Genomic DNA, 16,699 nt, shown 5'->3' with positions numbered 1-16,699 from the left:
CATCGTTTGCGCGTGACTGTTACCTTATGTTCTAGAAAACCGCAGGAAAAGTGCAAACTTCGATGTATCGCTGTGTTGGGGTGCATTGAAACCCATGCGGTGCTGAGGCACAACAGTCCAAACCAAGTGGGATAAGCCTGTGATCGAATTTGAAAACGTGGCCTATAGTTATGGCGGCGGCGAACTTTTGTCCGATATCTCGGTCAAGCTGGCCCCGGGGTCGTTTCACTTTCTGACAGGGCCATCCGGGTCCGGGAAAACCACCTTGATGAAGCTGTGTTATGGCGCGCTGCTGCCAACGGCGGGGCATGTGACGCTGTTTGGCAACGATGTGCGCAGCCTTGACCGCGACGATATTGCCATGGTGCGCCGCCGCGTCGGTGTCGTGCATCAGGATTGCCAGTTTCTTAATCACTTGCCGGTTGCCGAAAACATCGGGTTGCCGCTGACCGTCTCTGGCAGGCATGACGAAACCGGTGGCGAAGATCTGTCCGAACTGCTGTCATGGGTGGGTCTGAGCAACCGCGCAGATGCATTGCCGCCGGAACTGTCGGGCGGTGAACGCCAGCGAGCGGCGCTGGCCCGTGCGGTAATCATGTCGCCCGATGTGGTGCTGGCTGATGAGCCCACCGGCAACGTAGATTGGGAAATGTCGCAGCGGTTGCTCAGGCTGCTGGTCGAGTTGAACAAGATGGGCAAGACCGTGTTGATCGCGACCCATGATCTGGGTCTGATCCGCGCCACCAAAGCGCAGGTGCAGGCACGGGTCTTGCGGATCGCCAACCGGCGCATCCAACTGGCGGGGGCAGATTTGTGAGCGCGCTTCAAGTTGCCATTGCCGCCCTGTGGACCGGGGACCGCCATGCCGACCGCGTGGTGCCGCCATCCGGTTTTACCGCGCAACTGACCTTGTTCGCGTCAGGGACGATGGCGTTTCTGGCTGTGTTTGCGCTGGCGCTGTCGCTGGCATCGGGTCGGCTTGCCACGATTTGGGGGCAGGAACTGGCGCGTACCGCCACGATCCGCGTGGTAGCCCCTGTTGATCAACGCGCAGCCCAGACCCAAGCCGCCCTGCGCATTCTTGAGACAACCAAAGGCGTCGCCTCGGCACGCGCCCTGACGGATGCCGAACAGCAATCCTTGCTGGCCCCATGGTTCGGGCCTGAACTGGCCATCGACGCGCTGCCCGTGCCGCGTTTGATCGAAATTATCGAAGACAGCGATGGCATGGACCCCGAAGGCCTGCGCTTGCGTCTGGCCGCAGAGGTGCCCGGTGCCGTTCTGGACAACCACAACCGCTGGCGCGCCCCCCTGGTCAAGGCCGCATCCAGATTGAAACTGCTGGGCTGGATATCGACCATCCTGATTACCGCAACCCTTGCGGCGATGGTCACGCTGGCCGCGAATGCAGCGCTATCCGCAAATGCGCAGGTGATCGCGGTTCTGCGACTGGTGGGTGCCACCGATGGCTATATCGCCCAAGCCTTCATTCGCCGGTTTACCTTGCGCGCCCTGTCGGGGGCTGCTGCCGGGATGGTGCTGGGGATGCTTGCGGTACTGCTGTTGCCCAGCACGGATGACGCAGGCGGATTTCTGACAGGGCTTGGCTTTCAGGGGTGGCATTGGCTGGTTCCATTGCTGATCCCGTTTCTGGCAGGGGCTGTTGCCTTTGCCGCCACAGGTGCCGCCGCGCGCCGTACGTTGAAGGAACTTGCCTGATGATCCAGTGGATCCGGTCCCTCACATTCATTGCAATCGCCACCATCTCGATGCCGATTATCGGATTGGCCTTTGCCCCTTGGGCGATGTTTTCGTTGCGCGGTGCCTATGTGTGTTGCAAAAGCTATTCCCGCTTTGTCATGTGGCTGGCGGAACATCTGGTGGGGATGCGCTGCGAAGTGCGCGGTACGCCCCCCACAGGCGAGGTATTGATCGCCGCAAAGCACCAATCCTTTCTTGATATTTTGATGATCTTTCAGGCGATCCCGCTGGGAAAGTTCATCATGAAAAAGGAAATCCTGTGGACGCCCGTCGTGGGACAATACGCAAAACGCATGAAAATGTATGCGGTTGACCGTGGCAAGCGCGGTGCCGCGGTGACCAAGATGCTGGAGGATGTCAAAACCGGGCATCTCGAGGCCGGTCAGCTGATTATCTATTCCCAAGGGACACGCGTGGCCCCCGGCGTATCCGCGCCCTATAAAAAAGGCACGGCGGCCTTGTACGAACAGATGGGGCAAACCTGCATACCCGTCGCCACGAATGTCGGTTATTTCTGGCCGCGCCGCGGGCTGTATCGCCGCCCCGGTGTCGCAGTCGTCGAATTTCTGGACCCGATCCCGCCCGGTTTGCCGCGGGATGAATTCATGGCGCGCCTTGAAAACATGGTCGAGGCGCGGTCGGATGAATTGCTGCTAGAGGCACAGGCCGCCAACAAAGGCCGGTAAACCGGCGGTTGGGCCAAGGGGCGTGCGGAGATTTTTCGCGCGCCGGACATTTTCAAAACAGTTTTCAAAAAAGTCGGTGGTGGGTCAGGTGGGGCGTGAACCCCACCTGCGTTTCATCACATGTGGATTGCACCGTCACCACAGGCCAGCGCTGCCTCGCGCACGGCTTCGGAATAGGTAGGGTGCGCGTGGCACGTCATCGCCAGATCTTCGGCTGATGCGCCGAATTCCATCGCGACACAGACTTCGTGGATCAGATCACCCGCCGCTGGCCCGATGATATGCGCGCCCAGAATGCGATCAGTGTCTTTGTCGGCCAGGATTTTGACAAACCCTTCGCCGGCGAAAACGGCCTTGGCGCGCGCATTGCCCATAAAGCTGAACTTGCCGACCTTATAGGCACGGCCCACTTCCTTGAGCTGCTCTTCGGTGGCACCGACATTGGCGACCTCGGGGTGGGTATAGATCACACCGGGGATCACGCCATAGTTCACGTGACCATGCTTGCCCGCCACGACCTCTGCCACGGCCATGCCTTCGTCTTCGGCCTTGTGGGCCAGCATCGGTCCTTCGATCACGTCACCGATGGCATAAATGCCTTTGACCGAGGTCTGCCAATGATCGTTCACCGCGATCTGGCCACGCTGTGTCATCTCAACGCCAAGGGCGTCGATGCCCAAGCCGTCGTAATAGGGTTTGCGGCCTGTGGCAACCAAAACAGCATCGGCATCAAGCGTGTGTTCACTGTCGTCCTTGCGCAGTTTGTAGGTGACTTTGGCCTTGGTCTTGGAAGCTTCGGTGCTTTGCACGGCGGCCCCCATGACAAAGTCGATGCCCTGCTTTTTCAGCAGCCGCATGAAGTTCTTTTGCACTTCGCTGTCCATACCCGGGGTGATCGCATCAAGATATTCAACAACGGTGACTTCGGACCCAAGGCGCGCGTAAACGGAGCCAAGTTCAAGACCGATGACGCCGGCCCCGATCACGACCAGCTTCTTGGGCACTTTGTTCAGTGTCAAAGCGCCGGTGGATGTCACAACGATTTTCTCGTCGACCTCGACGCCGGGCAGCGATGCAGGCGCGGAGCCTGTCGCGATGATGATGTTCTTGGCTTCGTGAATGTCATCACCGACCTTGACCTTGCCGGCCTCTGGGATGGTGGCCCAGCCCTTGATCCAGTCGATCTTGTTCTTCTTGAACAGGAATTCGATCCCTTTGGTGTTGGTGTCGATGGTGTTCTGTTTATAGGCCAGCATCTGGTTCCAGTCGACAGACGGGCTTTTGCCCTTGAGGCCCATATCTGCGAAATTATGTTCCGCCTCGTGCAGCATATGGGTGGCGTGGAGCAGCGCCTTGGACGGAATGCAGCCGACGTTCAGGCAGGTGCCACCAAGGGTTTCACGGCCTTCAACGCAGGCGGTCTTGAGGCCCAGTTGGGCACAACGAATGGCGGATACATAGCCGCCGGGGCCGGAGCCGATGATGATGACATCGTAGCTGGACATGGAAGGTCTCCTTGATGGGGCAGTGATTAATGTGGTCAGGCGGTGTGCCGGTTGAGGGGGAGGCTAGGGGGCGCTGCCCCCGTGCGCAAGCGCACTCCCCGGGATTTTGGGCCATTTGGAAATTCAGAACAGGGCGGCGATCAACATAAGAACCGTTACCCCGAAGCCGATGACCCAGATGATCGAGCGCCCCGGGCGCAGCCCATAGGCATAGGCCGGGACATAGGCGATGCGGGCGGCGAGGAATATCCAGGCCAGAAGCGTTGTGTAGCCGGTGCTTTGGTTTGTGGTATGAATGACGAGCGCCGCGATGCCGAACAGGATCAGGCCCTCGAACATGTTGGTCATGGCGCGCCCCAGCCGTGCGGTGCGATCCGACATCTGGCGCGTCGGTTCGCGGTCGCGGGCGGACATGGTATAGCCCGACCCCAGCTCAATATTGGCGGGGATGGCGTAGGCGACAAAGGTCACCACCTGCACCAGTGCTGCAAGAACGAGGACCGTCAGTTCAGGGGGCATCATCGCAGCGCTCACGGTTTAAAGCGCCAGAAGATACAGCATTGCGGTTGCTGCAAACCCGACGAGCCAGACAAGGGTGCGGAGTGCGGGGATACCAAGGGCATAGACCGGCAGATAGATGATGCGGCCGACGAGAAACACCTGCGCTGCCAATAGGGTGGCGGGGCTTGTGCGGTCGAGGATCACCAGGATCAGGACCGCAGGCGCAAAGAGCGCCATGGCCGTGATGGAGTTGGCAAGCGCGCGTTCAATACGCGCGGTCATCCCGCTGACAGTGCGCGTTTCGTCGCGCGACGAGATCAGATAGCCGAGGCTCAGTTGCTGCATCCCGCCCAGAACCTGAAGCAGGATCGTCAGCATAACAAGCAAGCCATAGGTCGCGAGGATCGTTGTCTCTGTCATGGTATATCCTTTGCAAAGGGGCGCGCGGACAAAATGCCCGCGCGCCGTTTATTACAGATCCATCAGCAGGCGGCGTGGATCTTCGAGGGCTTCTTTCACCCGTACAAGGAAGGTTACCGCGCCTTTGCCGTCGACGATACGGTGATCGTAGCTGAGCGCCAGATACATCATCGGACGGATCACGACCTGACCGTTGATCGCCATCGGGCGGTCCTGGATCTTGTGCATGCCCAAGATCCCGGACTGTGGCGGGTTCAGGATGGGCGAGGACATCAGCGAGCCGTAAACACCACCGTTGGAGATGGTGAAGGTGCCGCCTTGCATTTCGGCCATCGACAGCTTGCCGTCACGGGCTTTCGCGCCCATTTCGCCAATCGTCTTTTCGATGGTCGCGAAAGACATGTCTTGTGCGTCTTTGATCACAGGCACCACAAGACCTGTGGGTGTGCCGGCCGCGATGCCCATGTTGACGTAGTTCTTGTACACCACATCGGTGCCGTCGATTTCGGCGTTCACCTCGGGGACTTCGTGAAGGGCGTGGATACAGGCCTTGGTGAAGAAGGACATAAAGCCGAGCTTCACGCCATGCTTCTTGAAGAACAGGTCTTTGTATTCGTTCCGCAGGGCCATAATCTCGGTCATGTCGACCTCGTTATAGGTGGTCAGCATCGCGGCGGTGTTCTGGCTGTCTTTCAGGCGGCGCGCAATTGTCTGGCGCAGACGGGTCATTTTTACCCGTTCTTCACGCGATGCATCTTGTGGGGCAGAGGGCGCGCGGGGGGCGGCAGCCGGTGCCGGCTTTGCAGCGGAGGTTCCGGCGGCGACGGCCTTGGCGACGTCATCCTTCATCACGCGGCCATCGCGGCCCGTGCCGATGACCTGATCCCGAGAGATGCCGGCCTCGGCCATCGCTTTTTTCGCGGATGGCGCATCTTCGATATCACCGGAGGCGGGGGCAGCGGAGGGTGCCGCTTGGGCCGCTGGCTTGGCTGTTGGGGCAGAGGCCCCGGCGGCCCCTTCGGTGATGACCGCAAGTTTGCCATTGGCCTCGACGGTTGCACCTTCTTCGAACAGGATCTCGGTCAGGATGCCTGCCGCGGGTGCGGGGACTTCGACGCTGACCTTGTCGGTTTCCAGTTCGCACAGCATCTCGTCGGCTTCGACGGTGTCGCCGACTTTCTTGAACCAGGTGCTGATTGTCGCTTCGGTCACGGATTCGCCAAGGGTGGGGACCATCACATCGACAGTGTCACCACCGGCAGCAGGTGCGTCGGCTTTCGCCGCAGGTGTTGATTTAGCATCCTTCGCGGCAGGTTTTTCACCGCCTTCGGAAATATTGGCCAGCAGGGCATCAACGCCAACGGTTTCACCTTCGGCGGCAATGATCTCGGCAAGGGTGCCTGCCACGGGGCTGGGTACTTCGACGGTGACCTTGTCGGTTTCCAGTTCGCACAGCATTTCGTCAACCGCGACGGTGTCGCCTGGTTTCTTGAACCATGTTGCCACGGTCGCTTCGGTAACGGATTCACCCAGTGTCGGGACGCGTACTTCGCTTGTCATGGTTATTTTCCTTCGATGGTCAGCGCTTCGTCAACGAGGGCTGCTTGTTGTGCTTTATGTTGAGAGGCCAGACCCGTTGCGGGCGACGCCGATGTGGCGCGACCTGCGTAAACGGGACGGGTGTGCGTGGCATTGATCCGGCCAAGAACCCATTCGATGTTGGGTTCGATAAAGGTCCAGGCCCCCTGGTTTTTGGGTTCTTCCTGACACCAGACCATTTCAGCGTTCTTGAAGCGTTCCAGTTCCTTGACCGCCGATTGCGCGGGGAAGGGGTAGAACTGTTCGAACCGAAGCAGATAGATATCGTCGATACCGCGGGCATCGCGTTCTTCGAGCAGGTCATAGTACACCTTGCCCGAACACATCACGACGCGCTTGATCTTGTCATCTGCAACCAGCGTGGTGTCCGAATTGCCCTGCTGGGCATCATCCCACAAAACGCGGTGGAAGCTGGAGCCGGTGGTAAATTCCTCGGTCTTGCTGACGGCCATTTTGTGGCGCAGCAGGGATTTCGGGGTCATCAACATCAGCGGCTTGCGATAGCTGCGGTGCAATTGGCGGCGCAGCAGGTGGAAATAGTTCGCAGGCGTGGTGCAGTTTGCCACGATCCAGTTGTCGCCGCCGCACATGGTCAGGAAACGTTCCAGACGCGCGGAGGAGTGTTCAGGCCCTTGCCCCTCATAGCCGTGCGGCATGAGGCAGACGAGGCCGGACATCCGCAGCCATTTGCTTTCACCCGAGCTGATGAACTGGTCGAACATGATCTGCGCGCCGTTGGCGAAATCGCCGAACTGCGCTTCCCACAAGGTCAGCGCATTTGGTTCGGCCAGCGAATAGCCGTATTCAAAGCCCAAAACCGCATATTCGGAGAGCATGGAATCGATGACCTCGTATTCGGCCTGCCCCTCGCGGATATGGTTCAGCGGATAATACCGGTCTTCGTTTTCCTGATTGATCAGGGCGGAATGGCGTTGCGAGAATGTGCCGCGTGCGGAATCCTGACCGGCAAGGCGGACCTTGTAGCCTTCGGTCAGAAGCGAGCCGAATGCCAGGGCTTCGGCTGTGGCCCAGTCGAAACCGGTGCCGGATTTGAACATCTCTGCCTTGGCATCCAGCAGGCGCGTCACTGTTTTATGTACCGGAAAGTTATCCGGTGCAGTTGTCAGCGCCTTGCCGATGTCGGCCATGGTTTCGGGCGCGATTGCCGTTTTGCCGCGCTGGTATTTCTTTTCCTTGGCCTTATCGAGATGCGACCACTTGCCATCCAGCCAATCGGCTTTGTTGGGGCGGTATTCTTTGCCGGCTTCGAATTCGGTGTTCATTTTCTCTTGGAACGCCGCTTTCATGTCCTCGATCTCGCCTTCGGGGATCAGACCGTCTTTGACAAGGCGATCTGTGTACAGCGTCAGCGTGGTCTTTTGCTTTTTGATCTTTTTGTACATCACCGGGTTGGTGAACATGGGCTCGTCGCCCTCGTTGTGACCAAAGCGGCGGTAACAGATGATATCCAGCACCACGTCTTTGTGGAACTTCTGGCGGAATTCGGTCGCGACGCGGGCCGCGTGAACGACGGCTTCGGGATCGTCACCATTGACGTGGAAAATCGGTGCCTCAACCACCAGCGCGTTATCGGTCGGATAAGGACTGGAGCGGCTGAAATGCGGCGCGGTGGTAAAGCCGATCTGGTTGTTCACCACGATATGCATGGTGCCGCCGGTACGGTGACCGCGCAATCCGGACAGGGCGAAACATTCAGCCACAACGCCCTGGCCCGCAAAAGCGGCATCGCCGTGCAGCAGGATCGGCATTACCGCTGTGCGTTCCTTGTCGTTCAACTGGTCCTGCTTGGCGCGTACCTTGCCCAGAACAACGGGGTTCACGGCCTCTAGGTGGGACGGGTTGGCGGTCAGCGACAGGTGAACGGTATTGCCGTCAAATTCACGGTCAGACGATGCGCCAAGGTGGTATTTCACATCGCCCGATCCATCGACGTCCTCGGGCTTGAAGCTGCCGCCCTGGAATTCGTTAAAGATCGCGCGGTACGGTTTTTGCATCACATTGGCGAGAACCGACAAACGGCCACGGTGCGGCATACCGATGACGATATCGCGAACGCCCAGCTGGCCACCGCGTTTGATGACCTGTTCCATCGCAGGGATCAGGGATTCACCGCCATCGAGGCCAAAGCGTTTTGTGCCCATGTATTTGACGTGCAGGAATTTCTCGAAACCTTCGGCTTCGACCAGCTTGTTCAGGATGGCCTTGCGGCCATTCTTGGTGAACTGGATTTCCTTGCCATAGCCTTCGATCCGCTCTTTCAGCCAGGCAGCTTCCTCGGGGTTCGAGATGTGCATGTATTGCAAGGCGAATGTGCCGCAATATGTGCTTTTCACGATGTCGACGATCTGCTTCATCGTGGCGATTTGCAGGCCCAGCACGTTGTCGATGAAAATCGGGCGGTCCATGTCTTTGGGACCAAAGCCATAGGCGGCGGGGTCCAGCTCGGGGTGGAGCGATTGTTCACGCATGCCAAGCGGATCAAGGTCGGCGGCCAAGTGGCCCCGAATACGGTAGGCGCGGATCAGCATGAGGGCGCGGATGCTGTCCAGCACGGCGCGTTGCACTTGTGCATCCGACAGCTCGATGCCTTTGGCGGCGGCTTTCTCGACGATCCGTTGGCCGGCGGCTTTGGTTTCGACCGGGGCAGGCCATTGGCCTGTCAGCGCGGCGGTCAAATCGTCCTGCGGCATCGGTGGCCAGTCGCTGCGTGCCCATGACGGGCCAGCGGCTTCGGCTTTTACGTCGGCGTCATCATCATCCATCGCCTTGAAAAACGCCTGCCACGCGGCATCGACCGCCGTCGGATCATTGGCATAGCGCGCATACATGGCTTCAAGGTACGTACTGTTTTGCCCCTCAAGAAACGAGGTGTCGTGGAACTGTTCGTTTTGCGGTTGGTCGGTCATGGCGATACCTCTGATGAGAGCGCGACGTTTGAATGTAAGGGGTCAGGCAGGGAAAGCCTCGCCTGACCGAAAGGGGTTTAGCCCTTGTTGATGGCTTCTTGAACAGCTTCGCCCAGTGTTGCGGGGCTGTCAGCAACAACGATACCAGCGGCTTTCATCGCTTCGATCTTGCTTTCTGCGTCGCCTTTACCACCAGCAACGATGGCACCGGCGTGGCCCATGCGACGGCCGGGAGGGGCTGTGCGACCGGCAATGAAACCGGCTGTTGGCTTCCAACGGCCTTTCTTCTTTTCATCGGCCAGGAACTGTGCGGCTTCTTCTTCGGCGGAACCGCCGATTTCACCGATCATGATGATCGACTGCGTTTCCGGATCGGCCAGGAACATCTCGAGGATATCGATATGTTCGGACCCTTTGATGGGGTCGCCGCCGATGCCAACAGCTGTGGACTGGCCCAGACCCAGATCGGATGTCTGTTTCACTGCTTCATAGGTTAGCGTGCCCGAGCGCGAGACAACGCCGCAGGTGCCGCGCTTGTGGATGTGGCCCGGCATGATGCCGATTTTGCACGCGTCAGGTGTGATGACGCCGGGGCAGTTTGGCCCGATCAGGCGCGACTTGGACCCGTCCAGCGCGCGCTTTACGCGCATCATGTCCAGAACCGGGATACCTTCGGTGATGCAGATGATCAGTTCCATTTCGGCGTCAATCGCCTCGAGGATGGAATCGGCTGCGAAGGGCGGTGGAACATAGATGACGGTTGCGTTTGCTTCGGTCACATGACGCGCTTCGTGGACAGAGTTGAACACGGGCAGGTCGAGATGGGTTTGCCCACCTTTGCCAGGTGTCACGCCGCCAACCATCTTGGTGCCATAGGCGATGGCTTGCTCTGTGTGGAACGTGCCCTGGGACCCTGTTAGGCCCTGACAGATCACTTTGGTATTTTCGTCGACAAGTACGGCCATTGTAATTTCCTATCTGTGGTTCGAAATGCTGACGGATCAGCATTGTTGTCTGAGAGGGCGTAGCCCCGTCGATATTGCGGGGCTGACTTAGGCCACTCCAGTTTGAAAATATGTCGCGCCGGGGGCGTTTGTGACGTCGCGGCCACTGTAACATGCGCCACAACCGGCATCGCCAACGCGATACCGGTTGCAAGACTTCAAACACATGCTCAGAAGGCGCTGCGTCACTTTGATTAACCCTTAACGGCTTTCACGATCTTCTGTGCGCCATCTTTCAGGTTATCCGCTGCAATCACGTCCAGACCGGAGTTGTTGATGATCGCTTTGCCTTCGGCAACGTTTGTCCCTTCAAGGCGAACAACCAATGGCACTTTCAGACCGACTTCTTTTACGGCTGCAACAACGCCTTCGGCGATAACGTCGCAGCGCATGATCCCACCAAAGATGTTGACCAGGATGCCTTTGACCTGCGGGTCAGAGGTGATGATCTTGAACGCTTCGGTCACTTTCTCTTTGGTGGCACCGCCGCCAACATCAAGGAAGTTCGCCGGCTCGGCACCGTAGAGTTTGATGATGTCCATTGTGGCCATCGCCAGACCGGCACCGTTCACCATGCAGCCGATTTCACCGTCAAGCGCGATGTAGTTCAGGTCGTACTTGGACGCCTCAAGCTCTTTCGCATCTTCTTCGGTGGTGTCGCGCAATTCGGCGATATCGGGGTGACGGTACATGGCGTTGCCATCAAAGCTGACCTTGGCATCAAGCACCTTCAGGTCACCACTGTCTGTGACGATCAGCGGGTTGATTTCCAGCATTTCCATGTCTTTTTCGACAAAGGCTTTGTACAGCTGGCCCATCAGGGCCACGCATTGTTTCACTTGCTTGCCTTCAAGGCCCAGCGTGAACGCGATGCGACGGCCGTGGAATGCCTGGTAGCCTGTTGCAGGGTCTACCGAAAAGCTGATGATTTTTTCTGGGGTCGATGCGGCGACCTCTTCGATGTCCATGCCGCCTTCGGTCGAGCAAACGAACCCGACGCGCGATGTCTGGCGATCGACCAGCAGGGCAAGGTACAGTTCGGTTTCAATGCCGGAACCGTCTTCGATGTAGATGCGGTTCACTTGCTTGCCAGCAGGGCCGGTCTGATGCGTGACCAAAGTGCGGCCCAGCATTTTTTTGGCTTCTTCTGCGGCTTCTTCGACCGACTTGGTCAGGCGTACACCGCCTTTGTCGCCAGCGTCGGATTCTTTAAACGAACCCTTGCCGCGTCCACCTGCGTGGATCTGCGCCTTGACCACCCAAAGGGGGCCGTCCATTTCGCCAGCGGCTGTTTTTGCATCTTCGGCTTTCAGTACGACGCGGCCGTCAGATACTGGCGCGCCATATGTGCGCAAAAGGGCTTTCGCCTGATATTCGTGGATGTTCATGAAAAACGGTCCCGTTTTTTGTTCCAGTCAAATCGCGGTATACGATTGAGTCTTGATATTGGGTAAACAGTTTTTCTCAGAAATACAGGATTTTTCAAACAAAAGCGACATTTGTGATCACACGTATTTATCGTGTGATCACAAAAATTGGACAGCAGTCCGGAAATCGGCATTTCGTGTGCGGTGACGTTGGACGTCAGGGGGCAAGTTTACGCAAATAGGGCTCAAATTCGGTGCAGATTATGACCCTGACCAAAGAAGAATCGTAAAAGGCATTCGGCTGGCCGCACGGCTCGACCGTGACTTCCAGGTCTTCGGGCAAGGCCAATAGTTCATTCAACGTGGCCACTTCGCCGCTGATGATCTCTTGGGCAAAGCCTTTGTCCGATCCGGTATAGATGATGCTGTCGCCGGGGCCTGCATCGAATAATTCATCAAATATCGGCCCCCAACTGTCATCTGCCAGTTGATATTCAGCCTCGCAGGTTTCTGCGCGCGCGGCAGGCAAACCCATGTCGTCGGCAAAATCATCGCGCGTGTCGACATTTGCCCCGTAAAACAGGCACACAAGATTATAGAACCGCTGCAAACTGGCCCCGTGTACCCCCCACGCCGTTTCGTTCGGATCGGTTTCGTTTTGTGATTCGGCATAAAGCCCCAACGCGCTGTCATAGGCGATGGACACCGCGTCTTCTTCCGAGAACGTATTTTCCAGAAACAGGACAGAGGCCATGTCGGCGGCGTCTTCTTCCTGTCCGAAAACGGGCAAGCGCATGATGTCGATCAGCGCATGGCCCATCTCGTGATAAAAGATCGAGATAAGATTTGCAGAGACAAAATTATCCTCGGCCTCATCAGCACAAGCGCCGAGGGGCAAAAGCAACGTCAGGGCAAAAATCAGCGATTTCACTTTGGCATCAAGGCCCAATAATCCAGATCAAGCAGAACATCGGGCAGGTATTTGCCATCGTCGCCCTTCAGCTTGAACGGATCGCCGCCCTTGGTGGCCACCAGACGCAAGCGGATCGCACCAACGCCGGGGGCGGATGTGTCGGCTTTGTCCAACACTTCGGACCACGCGCGGATGGTGTCGCCTGACAGGCACGGGTTCGCATGTGCCCCGCCGTTCAGCCCGACAATCATTTGCGCATTGGCCAAACCGTTGAACGACAGCGCCCGCGCCATCGAAATTACGTGACCGCCATAGATCAGCCGCGACCCGTCGGGGCGGGCAGAGGTGTCAAAATGAACTTTGGCGGTGTTCTGCCACAGGCGCGTGGCCATCATGTGTTCGGCTTCCTCCACCGTTACGCCGTCAACGTGGTCGATCTTTTCACCGACCTCGTAATCGCCCCAGCGGTGCGGTTCGCCGGCCAAGGTGAAATCATAGGTGCTGAAATCCAGATCGTCAGGGATATGCAGCTGTCCGACGCTTAGCGCTTTGGGCAGGTTTGGCACCACTTCGGCGGGGGCAGGGGCGTTGACATCGCGTTTGCGCACCATCACCCAGCGGACATATTCCAGCACTTTGGTATCGTCTTGGTTAAAGCCCGAGGTGCGCACATAGACCACGCCGGTTTTGCCGTTGGAGTTCTGTTTCAGCCCGATCACTTCGGACACAGACCGCAGCGTGTCACCGGGCCAGACGGGGGCGAGCCAGCGCCCTTGGGCATAGCCCAGATTTGCCACCGCGTTCAGCGATACGTCAGGCACGGTTTTGCCAAAGACGATGTGAAAGGTGATCATATCATCCATCGGGCTAAACGGCAGGCCGCAGCTTTGGGCGAATTGATCGGAGGAATAAAGCGCGTGACGTGCCGGATACAGCGCATGGTACAAGGCGCGTTCGCCGCCCTTTACCGTGCGCGGTACAGCATGGTGCAGCGTTTGGCCGACAGTGTAGTCTTCAAAGAAGCGACCGGCGTTTGTTTTCGTGGCAACCATCAGTGCTCCCCCAGTTTGGTGTCAGGGGTATAGGTGCCTTCGACTTCTTTCGTGACGGCCTGACCGCAGCGCATGATACCAGCGGCGGCGTCAAATGTCTGGGTCGGCGTGCCGTACAGTTCCCACCCCTTGTTCAGGGCATCGGTGACCTTGTGACAAAAGGCGGAGGTGTCCTCTTCGGACAGGAAACGGTAAAGTTTCATGCAGATACTCTCAGGTTAATGGCAGATTATTTCAAAGGAACGGCGTTAGGAGAACGGCGAGACGCCGAGCCAGCTATGGATGCCGACGACGATGACGAAAACGACAGCCGTGATCACGATAAGGCGGATATAGGTCGCCTTGCCTGCGGCTGGCGGCGGGGTCCAATCAGGTTCGGCTTTGTTGATCAGGATCACCGATCCGACGGCCCAGGCCAACATGCCACCGAACAGGATGATCGACGCAAGATCGCCGTTCACCAGCAAATGCGCTGTAGCCCAGATCTTGACGGCCATCAGTTGCGGGTGACGGGTCTTGTTGGCGGGCCATGCTTTGGCACCTTTGGCGGCACTTGATCCATAGACCCAGAAGGCCAGCACCATCAGCAGGTTGTTAATGTGGGTGAGGAAGCTGGGCGGATACCAGACATCAATGAATGCCGCACCGCGATAGCCGATGATGATCAGCACAAGGGATACGACAAGCGCCACGGCAATCACGCCTTTGCCTTTGTCGCCAAGGGCGGCCCGTTGGTCGGGCATCAGCCGTTTAAAGTAATGTGCACCGACCCAAAGGATCATGCCGAGGATCAAAAGTGCCATCATGGGGCTTACTCCGTTTGTAGGGCCGCGATTGCGTCCAGTTTTGCCAATGTTTCGCGCGCGGTTGCAACATGCAGGTTCTCTACGATGCGGCCGTCCACGACTGCCACACCCTGACCTGTTGCCTGCATTTCGTCAAACGCTGCGATTTGGCGGCGCGCAAGGTCTGCTTCGGCCTCGGATGGGGAAAATGCTTCGTTTGCCACATCCAGCTGTGCGGGGTGGATCAGGGTTTTCCCGTCAAAGCCCATATCGCGGCCCTGGTCACATTCGACGCGGTGGCCTTCGTCGTCTTTGAACGCGTTATACACCCCGTCGATGATCGCAATCCCGTTGGCCTTGGCGGCCAGCACGCACAGGCCAAGACCGGTCAGCAGCGGCAGGCGGTCGGGGCGGACGCGGGTTTGCAGGTCTTTGTTCAGGTCGTTGGTGCCCATGACCATGCATTGCAGCTTCGGGTGCGCGCCGATGGCGGCGGCGTTCAGCATGGCACCGGGGGTTTCCATCATCGCCCAAAGCGGGATGTCATCGGTGATGGCGGCAAGGGCGTCCAGATCGGCGGGGCTGCCGACTTTGGGCAACAGAATCGCGTCGCAGTCCATCTTGGCGGCGGCGCGGGCGTCGTCGGCACCCCATTCCGTGTCCAACCCGTTGATACGGATCACTTTGAAACGGCTGCCATAGCCGCCGTCCTTGAGCGCCTGTGCCAGCGTATCGCGGGCGGCGGTTTTTTCTTCGGGGATAACGGCATCCTCAAGGTCAAAGATGATCGCGTCGGCTGGCAGCCCGCGGGCTTTGTCCAGGGCACGGTCTTTCGAGCCGGGGATATAGAGAACAGAGCGGAGCGGGCGGGTGATTTTCGACATGATATGAACCTCCGAAGAAATAATGTTGCGCGCAGGTCTGCATTTTTTAACGAATACTTCAAGCGCAATCCCGCCGCAGCGCAGCAAATTGGGCGAATAATTCTTCGAATGGCGGGAATTAACGGATTGTTCAGCTGGATGGAGCACTGTTGCAGGGCATGCGTCGGCATCGCGGCTCTGTGTCGTCAGGGGGAAAATGCCAGCGTGCCCCGATATCCATCATGACCGGTTTTCCTGTGAACTGGTCAGAAAAGGAAGGCGCGATAATGACTAATTTCCATAAGGTTTTTCACCTGGCGGGGCTTGCCGCCGCAGGGGCGATCATGATTGCAGCAACGCAGGATTTGTCAGCCGATCCAATGGCGGGGCCAATAGCGTCATATTCCTTTGCCGTTATGGTTGATATTCCCTGATGCGCACTGCCAGACACTAGGTCAAACCATCCCAGATCAGCTTGGTCCCTGTTGTCAGCAACAAAACATAGGTGATCGCAAAGAACTGCTTTTGAGAGATGAACCGATGCGCTTTGACCCCGACCCACGCGCCGAGAATGGCAAAGGGCGCAAGCACCAGGTCCGCTTTCAACGTATCGAGAGTGAAGATACCCAAAAAAGCATAGGGCACGAATTTGACGATGTTGACTGTCCAGAACAGCAACACGGTAGAGGCCTGAAATTGGGTTTTCGTCAAACCGCGTGACAAAAGATAGATCGCGGCAGGTGGGCCGCCTGCGTGGCTGATAAAACTGGTAAGGCCAGCAACACCGCCCCAAAACACACCCGCCCAATCTGGCAACGCGTGTTGTGCGGCGCGAATCCAGCCCGAACTGCGGCCCCATTGCCAGAACACAAACCCGACCGAAATGCTGCCGATCATCAGGCGGAAGAAATCCGGCGATGCGATCTTGTACAGTGCCGCGCCCAAAACAACGCCCGGTACGGCACCAAGGACCAGCAACCTGACGTCGTGCAGGCTCCATTTTCCCCAATAGGGTTTCAGGGTTGTGACGTCGATAAGCATCAGCAGTGGCAACATGATCCCCAGGGCCATCCCCGGTTCGATGACCACAGCCAGGATGGAGGAACTTGCAAAAGCCGCGCCCGATCCGAACCCGCCTTTCGAGACACCTGCAAAAAGAACGGCAGGCCCGGCGATCAGCAAGAACCAAATATCAAAGGTCATCGGGGCACCGCTTTCGGACAGCTATGTCATGGATTGATTAAAGTGACAGTTTGTTGATCCGAGTTGGAACTGATTGGCGAGATGCTGGTTATCCTTGCAACCGAGCGATGTTC

The 16,699-nt window shown here is 58.0% G+C and carries 17 protein-coding genes; 4 read left to right on the top strand and 13 right to left on the bottom strand.

The features are described 5' to 3' along the window. Positions 1–139 precede the first annotated feature (139 nt). Genes ACSQ13_RS14115 through ACSQ13_RS14105 form a run of 3 tightly spaced genes read left to right on the top strand, consistent with a single transcriptional unit; the run spans position 140 to position 2,447 of the window. Entirely contained in the window at positions 140–817 is a 678-nt protein-coding gene (locus ACSQ13_RS14115; RefSeq protein ID WP_176248072.1) for a cell division ATP-binding protein FtsE, read from the top strand. Continuing rightward, complete coding sequence (locus ACSQ13_RS14110; protein WP_176248073.1) at positions 814–1,719, top strand: cell division protein FtsX; 906 nt, start codon at positions 814–816, stop codon at positions 1,717–1,719. Before ACSQ13_RS14115 ends, ACSQ13_RS14110 begins: the two co-directional genes overlap by 4 nt. Then, entirely contained in the window at positions 1,719–2,447 is a 729-nt protein-coding gene (locus ACSQ13_RS14105; RefSeq protein ID WP_176248074.1) for a lysophospholipid acyltransferase family protein, read from the top strand. The genes ACSQ13_RS14110 and ACSQ13_RS14105 overlap by 1 nt, the downstream gene beginning before the upstream one ends. Before the next feature lie 116 nt (positions 2,448–2,563). Here the strand turns inward: ACSQ13_RS14105 and lpdA are convergent, their stop codons facing one another. The 12 genes from lpdA to ACSQ13_RS14045 all read right to left on the bottom strand — a co-directional run bounded on the left by lpdA (position 2,564) and on the right by ACSQ13_RS14045 (position 15,404). Further along, positions 2,564–3,952 (bottom strand): dihydrolipoyl dehydrogenase, encoded by a 1,389-nt coding sequence (gene lpdA, locus ACSQ13_RS14100; protein WP_295510818.1) that lies wholly within the window; start codon positions 3,950–3,952, stop codon positions 2,564–2,566. A 123-nt stretch (positions 3,953–4,075) separates the two neighbouring features. Next, complete coding sequence (locus ACSQ13_RS14095) at positions 4,076–4,471, bottom strand: MAPEG family protein (RefSeq protein ID WP_295510942.1); 396 nt, start codon at positions 4,469–4,471, stop codon at positions 4,076–4,078. 18 nt (positions 4,472–4,489) lie between these two features. Further along, positions 4,490–4,873 carry an MAPEG family protein gene (locus ACSQ13_RS14090; protein ID WP_295510815.1) on the bottom strand — a complete coding sequence of 128 codons (384 nt, stop codon included), beginning with the start codon at positions 4,871–4,873 and terminating at the stop codon, positions 4,490–4,492. A 51-nt stretch (positions 4,874–4,924) separates the two neighbouring features. Next, on the bottom strand, positions 4,925–6,433 hold the full coding sequence (gene odhB, locus ACSQ13_RS14085) for a 2-oxoglutarate dehydrogenase complex dihydrolipoyllysine-residue succinyltransferase (protein ID WP_295510812.1): 1,509 nt from the start codon (positions 6,431–6,433) through the stop codon (positions 4,925–4,927). A 2-nt stretch (positions 6,434–6,435) separates the two neighbouring features. Next, positions 6,436–9,399, bottom strand: a complete 2,964-nt coding sequence (locus ACSQ13_RS14080; RefSeq protein WP_176248078.1) for a 2-oxoglutarate dehydrogenase E1 component — start codon at positions 9,397–9,399, stop codon at positions 6,436–6,438. A gap of 77 nt (positions 9,400–9,476) precedes the next feature. Further along, entirely contained in the window at positions 9,477–10,364 is an 888-nt protein-coding gene (gene sucD / locus ACSQ13_RS14075; protein WP_176248079.1) for a succinate--CoA ligase subunit alpha, read from the bottom strand. 233 nt (positions 10,365–10,597) lie between these two features. Then, positions 10,598–11,791 carry an ADP-forming succinate--CoA ligase subunit beta gene (gene sucC / locus ACSQ13_RS14070; protein ID WP_295510808.1) on the bottom strand — a complete coding sequence of 398 codons (1,194 nt, stop codon included), beginning with the start codon at positions 11,789–11,791 and terminating at the stop codon, positions 10,598–10,600. Positions 11,792–11,987: 196 nt separating this feature from the next. Beyond that, the gene (locus ACSQ13_RS14065) at positions 11,988–12,701 is read right to left on the bottom strand and encodes a DUF4344 domain-containing metallopeptidase (protein ID WP_295510805.1); all 714 of its coding nucleotides are present in this window, start codon (positions 12,699–12,701) and stop codon (positions 11,988–11,990) included. After that, the gene (locus tag ACSQ13_RS14060; RefSeq protein WP_295510802.1) at positions 12,698–13,735 is read right to left on the bottom strand and encodes a MaoC family dehydratase; all 1,038 of its coding nucleotides are present in this window, start codon (positions 13,733–13,735) and stop codon (positions 12,698–12,700) included. The genes ACSQ13_RS14065 and ACSQ13_RS14060 overlap by 4 nt, the downstream gene beginning before the upstream one ends. Further along, positions 13,735–13,938: a DUF1737 domain-containing protein gene (locus tag ACSQ13_RS14055; protein ID WP_176248083.1), complete on the bottom strand. Its 204-nt coding sequence runs from the start codon at positions 13,936–13,938 to the stop codon at positions 13,735–13,737. The genes ACSQ13_RS14060 and ACSQ13_RS14055 overlap by 1 nt, the downstream gene beginning before the upstream one ends. Before the next feature lie 45 nt (positions 13,939–13,983). Continuing rightward, positions 13,984–14,541, bottom strand: a complete 558-nt coding sequence (locus ACSQ13_RS14050) for an NnrU family protein (RefSeq protein ID WP_176248084.1) — start codon at positions 14,539–14,541, stop codon at positions 13,984–13,986. Between the two features lie 5 nt (positions 14,542–14,546). Next, positions 14,547–15,404 carry an HpcH/HpaI aldolase/citrate lyase family protein gene (locus ACSQ13_RS14045; RefSeq protein WP_176248085.1) on the bottom strand — a complete coding sequence of 286 codons (858 nt, stop codon included), beginning with the start codon at positions 15,402–15,404 and terminating at the stop codon, positions 14,547–14,549. A gap of 266 nt (positions 15,405–15,670) precedes the next feature. Here ACSQ13_RS14045 and ACSQ13_RS14040 point away from each other — a divergent pair, with 266 nt between their 5' ends. Continuing rightward, the gene (locus ACSQ13_RS14040; RefSeq protein WP_176248086.1) at positions 15,671–15,817 is read left to right on the top strand and encodes a hypothetical protein; all 147 of its coding nucleotides are present in this window, start codon (positions 15,671–15,673) and stop codon (positions 15,815–15,817) included. 16 nt (positions 15,818–15,833) lie between these two features. Here the strand turns inward: ACSQ13_RS14040 and ACSQ13_RS14035 are convergent, their stop codons facing one another. After that, positions 15,834–16,586, bottom strand: coding sequence for a sulfite exporter TauE/SafE family protein (locus tag ACSQ13_RS14035; protein WP_176248087.1), 753 nt, complete (start codon positions 16,584–16,586; stop codon positions 15,834–15,836). Between the last annotated feature and the right edge of the window lie 113 nt (positions 16,587–16,699).

It is taken from the genome of Sulfitobacter sp. SH22 (genome assembly GCF_965641905.1).
In the GTDB taxonomy this organism is placed as follows: Bacteria; Pseudomonadota; Alphaproteobacteria; order Rhodobacterales; family Rhodobacteraceae; genus Sulfitobacter.
This window is presented reverse-complemented; position numbering and strand designations above follow the sequence as displayed.

Coding starts and splice junctions, on each gene's coding strand:
- ACSQ13_RS14105 (WP_176248074.1), top strand. CDS start 1,719: ATGATCCAGTGGATCCGGTCCCTCACATTCATTGCAATCGCCACCATC.
- lpdA (WP_295510818.1), bottom strand. CDS start 3,952: ATGTCCAGCTACGATGTCATCATCATCGGCTCCGGCCCCGGCGGCTAT.
- ACSQ13_RS14095 (WP_295510942.1), bottom strand. CDS start 4,471: ATGCCCCCTGAACTGACGGTCCTCGTTCTTGCAGCACTGGTGCAGGTG.
- ACSQ13_RS14090 (WP_295510815.1), bottom strand. CDS start 4,873: ATGACAGAGACAACGATCCTCGCGACCTATGGCTTGCTTGTTATGCTG.
- odhB (WP_295510812.1), bottom strand. CDS start 6,433: ATGACAAGCGAAGTACGCGTCCCGACACTGGGTGAATCCGTTACCGAA.
- ACSQ13_RS14080 (WP_176248078.1), bottom strand. CDS start 9,399: ATGACCGACCAACCGCAAAACGAACAGTTCCACGACACCTCGTTTCTT.
- sucD (WP_176248079.1), bottom strand. CDS start 10,364: ATGGCCGTACTTGTCGACGAAAATACCAAAGTGATCTGTCAGGGCCTA.
- sucC (WP_295510808.1), bottom strand. CDS start 11,791: ATGAACATCCACGAATATCAGGCGAAAGCCCTTTTGCGCACATATGGC.
- ACSQ13_RS14060 (WP_295510802.1), bottom strand. CDS start 13,735: ATGGTTGCCACGAAAACAAACGCCGGTCGCTTCTTTGAAGACTACACT.
- ACSQ13_RS14055 (WP_176248083.1), bottom strand. CDS start 13,938: ATGAAACTTTACCGTTTCCTGTCCGAAGAGGACACCTCCGCCTTTTGT.
- ACSQ13_RS14050 (WP_176248084.1), bottom strand. CDS start 14,541: ATGATGGCACTTTTGATCCTCGGCATGATCCTTTGGGTCGGTGCACAT.
- ACSQ13_RS14045 (WP_176248085.1), bottom strand. CDS start 15,404: ATGTCGAAAATCACCCGCCCGCTCCGCTCTGTTCTCTATATCCCCGGC.
- ACSQ13_RS14040 (WP_176248086.1), top strand. CDS start 15,671: ATGACTAATTTCCATAAGGTTTTTCACCTGGCGGGGCTTGCCGCCGCA.
- ACSQ13_RS14035 (WP_176248087.1), bottom strand. CDS start 16,586: ATGACCTTTGATATTTGGTTCTTGCTGATCGCCGGGCCTGCCGTTCTT.